At 43.6% G+C, this 5,622-nt stretch carries 6 protein-coding genes and 1 riboswitch; of the genes, 2 read left to right on the top strand and 4 right to left on the bottom strand.

Going from position 1 to position 5,622, the window contains the following annotated elements:
* Positions 1 to 110 precede the first annotated feature (110 nt).
* Complete coding sequence (locus HI950_RS35135; RefSeq protein ID WP_169091692.1) at positions 111 to 830, bottom strand: IMP cyclohydrolase; 720 nt, start codon at positions 828 to 830, stop codon at positions 111 to 113.
* 51 nt (positions 831 to 881) lie between these two features.
* Positions 882 to 959: riboswitch (ZMP/ZTP riboswitch) on the bottom strand.
* A 231-nt stretch (positions 960 to 1,190) separates the two neighbouring features.
* The gene (gene murD, locus HI950_RS35130) at positions 1,191 to 2,522 is read right to left on the bottom strand and encodes a UDP-N-acetylmuramoyl-L-alanine--D-glutamate ligase (RefSeq protein WP_169091690.1); all 1,332 of its coding nucleotides are present in this window, start codon (positions 2,520 to 2,522) and stop codon (positions 1,191 to 1,193) included.
* Positions 2,523 to 3,199: 677 nt separating this feature from the next.
* On the opposite strand from murD, the gene HI950_RS35125 reads away from it, so the two are divergent.
* Together HI950_RS35125 and HI950_RS35120 are read left to right on the top strand one after the other, a co-directional pair.
* Entirely contained in the window at positions 3,200 to 3,862 is a 663-nt protein-coding gene (locus HI950_RS35125; RefSeq protein ID WP_169091688.1) for a hypothetical protein, read from the top strand.
* Between the two features lie 133 nt (positions 3,863 to 3,995).
* Complete coding sequence (locus tag HI950_RS35120; protein WP_169091686.1) at positions 3,996 to 4,646, top strand: NADPH-dependent F420 reductase; 651 nt, start codon at positions 3,996 to 3,998, stop codon at positions 4,644 to 4,646.
* Positions 4,647 to 4,676: 30 nt separating this feature from the next.
* On the opposite strand, the gene HI950_RS35115 is transcribed toward HI950_RS35120, so the two are convergent.
* Both HI950_RS35115 and HI950_RS35110 read right to left on the bottom strand, forming a co-directional pair.
* On the bottom strand, positions 4,677 to 4,838 hold the full coding sequence (locus HI950_RS35115; RefSeq protein ID WP_169091684.1) for an ArsR family transcriptional regulator: 162 nt from the start codon (positions 4,836 to 4,838) through the stop codon (positions 4,677 to 4,679).
* A gap of 176 nt (positions 4,839 to 5,014) precedes the next feature.
* The gene (locus HI950_RS35110; RefSeq protein ID WP_047685110.1) at positions 5,015 to 5,362 is read right to left on the bottom strand and encodes a VOC family protein; all 348 of its coding nucleotides are present in this window, start codon (positions 5,360 to 5,362) and stop codon (positions 5,015 to 5,017) included.
* Between the last annotated feature and the right edge of the window lie 260 nt (positions 5,363 to 5,622).

Raw genomic sequence — 5,622 nt, 5'->3', positions numbered from 1 at the left:
TCCAATGGAATTTAGGACCAAGGCCGCTTAAATGCTTTATTATTATTTGTACTGTCTACTTGACGGGGTGCAGTTCATAGATCGGCTGCCGTCTCTATGTGTTTATTAAGCTATAGCGTTCCGTTAGTTGAATGCTTATTTCGAATTTGGAATTGAATATCTTGATTTAAAACATTAACAAACTTTACTAACAATGCGATTTTGTTTTCAGCATTGATACGCTCCCAATAAAAGTCTGCTATTTCATTAATTGAATCGAATAGTGGCACTTCGAAAGGATCACCTTCAAATGGCTTTAGTACACCATTCTGCTCCGATTTGTACGTGTGGATGCAGTGACCGATGCCGCTCTTAAATCTGCTGTATTGATAACTGTTCCGTAAGCAAATTGAAGGGTCGTTGTCATGTGTTTTTAGAATCGACAAACTGTACTGTTTAAGGTTTGTGTTAATCACGGCTGAAATTCTCGGAGTAAAGTGCGGAGCATCAGGTTCAAACTCTCGAAGCATTAACGATTGTTCAAAGGTCCGGTTATGCTGCAACCCATCATAAATAGTATCAGTTTGATCACCATTTGAGACAATATGCACGTCATCCCAATGCCGGATAGGATAATAAATAATGAGTGAAGGATCTTCCATCTGGGCGGCATCAAATGCTTTGTTCTTTACACTCCATCCATCCAGTTCAAATACTCGGTTGCGGCTGTTAGCACTTCTCCCCATAATCCAATACACCTGCACATAATGCGACCCGGAAGGAGTCATACCTACGACAAGCGTTCTTCCCGGATATGGTTTTTCAAACAAATCGTGTTGAATCGTTTTCATTTGCTCTTGCTCCTCTCGAGTAAACATAAAGAGGTAAGGGGAAATTCCCCTTACCTCTGCCCAGGCGTACGGCTCCAACTTATATGCTCCCTCATGGATCCCCATGCTTCGCCAGTCACATATAAGTGCTAAATTACCTCTCATAATAACAATTACAGCCTATAAAATCAATTATAACAAGGATTAACTGACACCAACGCCTACTACGTTAACCTGCCGGTTAGCGTGAAAAAGACAGCCCCGATTATGGTTGGCTGCCTCCGTGTCTTTATTCAGCTATCGTTTCCCGTTAGCGTAATGAATCAATGATGAAAATACATCAGGGCAATCAGCTTTTTCTTGCAAACGCCCATGTCTTGTTCAATCCTTTCCCTCCGACCGGTGCAGCACCCCGACCAGGTCTACAAAGTGACGCCCGCGCTCTTCAAAGTTACGATATTGGTCAAACGCAGTGCATGCAGGACTCAGCAGCACAGTGTCGCCCGGTGTGGCCAGCTTGTGCGCCTGCGCCACTGCCTCGGCCAGGCCTTCGCAGCGGACAATAGGCGGGCAACTCGGCACTCTGCGCGCAGCTGCCTCGATTTGACTGGCCGCTTCTCCGATCAACAGCAGCACCTTGACATGATCAGGCAGCAGCCTAGCCATCTCGTCAAACGGTACTTTCTTATCTCGCCCGCCGGCGATCAGCAGCACTCGGCCCACATGCGCATGCAGCGTGGAGACGGTACGGGCGGGGCTGGAGCCGATTGAATTGTTGTAATAATGCACGCCGCCCATAGTTGCCACCCACTGGTTTCGGTGCTCCACGCCGACGAAATTGCGCACCGTCTCCAAGATTGCCTCATCAGACACGGTCCCCCGCACGGCGGTCATGGCAGCCATAACGTTCTCCACGTTATACCAACCTGGCAAACGAATGTCACTGATGGGTAATAGACCGTCGATCACGCCATCGTAGACAGTGTGCCCGCCGAAATACTTGGTCCGCCCCCGCCCGCGCAGTGCGGCGGTCGCCGGATTGTCACCGTTTAGGACGGCAAAGTCGTCAGCACTCTGAAAATCCAGCAGGCGGCGCTTGGCGGCGGTATATTCATCCATGTCGCGGTGCCAGTCGAGGTGATTGGGCGAGAGGTTGGTAATCACCGCCACATGGGGAGAGCGCGTCATGTCCATCAGCTGGAAGCTGGACAGCTCGACCGCGCACGCATCCAGCGGCGACATCTCGCCCGCGCGCGTCAGAAGTGGCGTGCCAATGTTGCCGCCCAGATGAACCGTACGCCCCCCGTCAGCCAGCATGTCTGCTATCAACGACGTGGTGGTGGTCTTACCGTCCGAACCGGTCACGCCGAAAATAGGACAAGGACACAGCGCAAAGAACTCCTCCATCTCACTGGTTACTCGGCTGCCGCCAGCGCGAGCCGAGTCCAGCGCCGGATGGTCTGGGCGCATGCCCGGAGTGCGGAACACCACGTCGCCCCCAACACGATCCAGATAATTCTCCCCCAGGCGCAACCCGACGCCTAGATTGTCCCACTCCTCCCGGGGCAAGGCCGGATTGCGGTCGCGCACGGTGACGCGCGCCCCGGCCGAGCACAGCATGCGGATCAGCGGTGAATTGCTGACGCCGGCGCCGATGACGGTCATGTCCCGACCGGCCAGCGATTGGATATAGGTGTCAAAAGCAGGATTCATAAGCACCTCCGCTTAGAAAATGTCATTTAAACAAATATACCACATATTGGAACTATCCTGCCCGTTAGCTTAATAAAGAAAAGAAGTAGCCGCCACGGCATTATTTTGTTGTAGGCTGTCTACTTCTGAATCCGTATCTACCTATTTCTCGCGACTCAGTCCAGCTCGCTTGCCTTATGATTCGTGAGCTTTCTTTCACTTTAAGCATTTTCAAGGATTATCTATCTAAAAATAGACTATTTTCAACATTTCCGCTATTTTACATTGTACATTTATACAAACCGAATAAGCTTCTTCCCAATACTTTATATGAGGAAGAGAGGAGGTCTTATTCTGAACGAAATACAAAAAAAAATTTTAATTAATACTGTGAGCAAAATGAATTTATATAGTCTAGTAAAGCATTTGGAATTAGGGTCCGAGGGCATCGTAATACTGGATGCATTTGAGGAAATTATGCTAGAACGAAGTTCTGAATATCAACGATTTATGGAACAAAATTTAAATAACCTTCTTGAACAGAACATTTTAAGATTGTTAAGGGATAAATTCATCAGGGACGAAATTTGTAAAGATTTACAATACCAATTTGTTTATTCGATGTTGCTAACGTGGGGAATGGACTTTAATTGTGGCTGTGACTCTAAATAATAAAATGATTAATAGGATGTGATTTTTTGGCAGTAGATGTGAAGATTATTTGTGTAAAATGTTCTAATCCAAAAAGAAGTTGTACTTGTAAAAAAATAAAACCAAAAGCAAGGATAAGCAGAACTGGTGATATTGAAATAGTTGAATTACTCAACTCGTTAAACAACCAAATTATTGCATTGAATTCAAGTGTTACTAATAACTTGAGTAATTTGGCTACTATCGTCAGTAGTGGTAATAGTAGCTTAAACTCCAATTTAACTAATGCTATTAATACAACAAACACCCTTATTAATGACCTTAATGAAAATGAAAATAATTGCACTGTTCAGCAATTTGGCACTTTTGCCAATTACAATGTTCCATGTGGTTCAACAAGAACCTTCGTTGAAAACCTCTCGAATATACAAAATAGAGTAGTGATACGCGCAGCAAGTTTTCAAGCTGCGGCCTCTCCTTGTCAAGCAACCATTATCATAACGACTTTCGATGGTGCCGTTATCGAAAGACCGTTACCACCTGCAGCTCCTAATACTCAAGAAATCAACCTTACGATTGACAATGTATCTGCTGTGTCGGTCAGATGCGACCCAATAGTAGGTCCTCCACCGCCTGGAGCAGTTTGCAATGGATTTGTACAGACAAATGAATTCTTCTGTTTTTGTTGTTCGGAAAACGAAGGGACTTAGTTTACTGCTAATGATATAGATTTATTTGTTTAATTACTGTTATGTATGAATTCACAGAAACTCAAAATGTGCGCTCCAGCGATTAATGCTGGAGTTTTTCCTCGCTAAAGGTCAATATAAGTTCCTCGTATAAATGATTTTTTTCTGGACTTTCCGGCATAGCGCTTCTTACCTGTTCTTTTGTCTATTAGGGGAGGGATTTGTTAAATCAGGTCATCGTGTTTTAATCAGCAGCCGAGAACCTCATAACTCAAAGCATGTTTCTTGGAAGGAAGAGGTAGGCGAATCTGTGGGCATTACTTCATTTCATGAAGCCGCACGGCTTGGCGAGATCATTATTATAGCACTCCCTTGGTCCTGTTTAAAAGATGTTCTTGAAACCATCGATCCGGCCTATCTAAGAAACAAGACGATCATTGATGTAAGCAATGCCGTACATTTTGATAACGGCCCACGCTTACTCCTTCAAGATACTTCGGCAGGGGTAATAGTCCAAAAGTTATTGCCGGAAAGTAATGTTGTTAAAACACTCAATACAATCAGCGACAAAATCATGATCCATCCAAATTTTAAAGAAGGTTCGCCAATCATGTTTATGTGTGGAAACGATAATTCATCTAAAGATCAGGTCAGAGCTCTGCTTAAAGATATTGGTTGGACAACGGTTGTTGACTTAGGTGACATACGGCAAAGCCTTCTACAAGAATCGATCATGCTTGCATGTGTGATTAGTGAAATTAACTTGCAATCGCCAGGCTCTGCATTTGCTTTGTTAAGACATTAAAATATTGATTTCAAAGTACTCTTACCCACCTTAATGGGGCTGCCGATATCGTTTCGCGGTCCCTTTAAGGTCATCCACAATTTCTGAAACGGTCTTTTCTCTATTTTTGATGGACTCGAGTATTTGAAGTCTTGTTTTATTACTAAAGCCACGAATGAACTTAGCTTTTACTTCATGATTAGTATTCCCCATTTTTCCACGTCCTTCACAACGAATTAGTATTCACTAATATGAATTGTATTAGCACTCACTAATATGTGTGTCAATTCCGATTCGTTAAAGTAAACTGCCCGTTAGCGTAACGAAGAGCTGCCATGTGGCAGCCCTTCAGGGGTGAAACTAACGTTCTCCGTTAGCTCAATAGCACGTTATTTCTCCCAAAGCTCGACCAGTCGACCTTCAGGATCTTCAATCCAAATAAACTTTCCAAATTCACTAATCTCTTTTTTCTTTGCAAGAGGTACACCAATATGTTCAAGATGCTTAATAGTCTCGTTTAGATTATGTACTTGGAAATTTAACATCACTTGTTGTTCTGTTGGAAAATAACTGTCATTCTCGGTAAAGAAAGAAAAGATAGTCTCATTTCCTAATTGGGGTTTTATCACAGTCCCATTCCAATTTTCTATTTCAATTTTTAACACTTCACTGTACCATTTTTTTATAACTTCAAGATTCTTAGTTCTCCAAAATATTCCCCCGAAACCTTTTATCATCGTATCTAACTCCTGTCTGTCATCAAATTTTTAGCTATCCGATTACATTAGATATTCGAGATTTAAATTTAAGTTCCTTTTTCAACTATACTGCCCGTTAGCTTAATAAAGAAATGGAGCAGCTGCCGTAGCAAACTGCTCCTTGTTTGTTCAACTATCGTCTCCCGTTAGCTTAACGACCTGATCCTTTCATAGCTCACTCCAGTTACCTTATGAATCAATTCTTCCGATAGACTTAGCTCCATCATACTTCTAATCAG

Source organism: Paenibacillus sp. PL91 (assembly GCF_012935325.2).
In the GTDB taxonomy this organism is placed as follows: Bacteria; Bacillota; Bacilli; order Paenibacillales; family Paenibacillaceae; genus Pristimantibacillus.
This window is presented reverse-complemented; position numbering and strand designations above follow the sequence as displayed.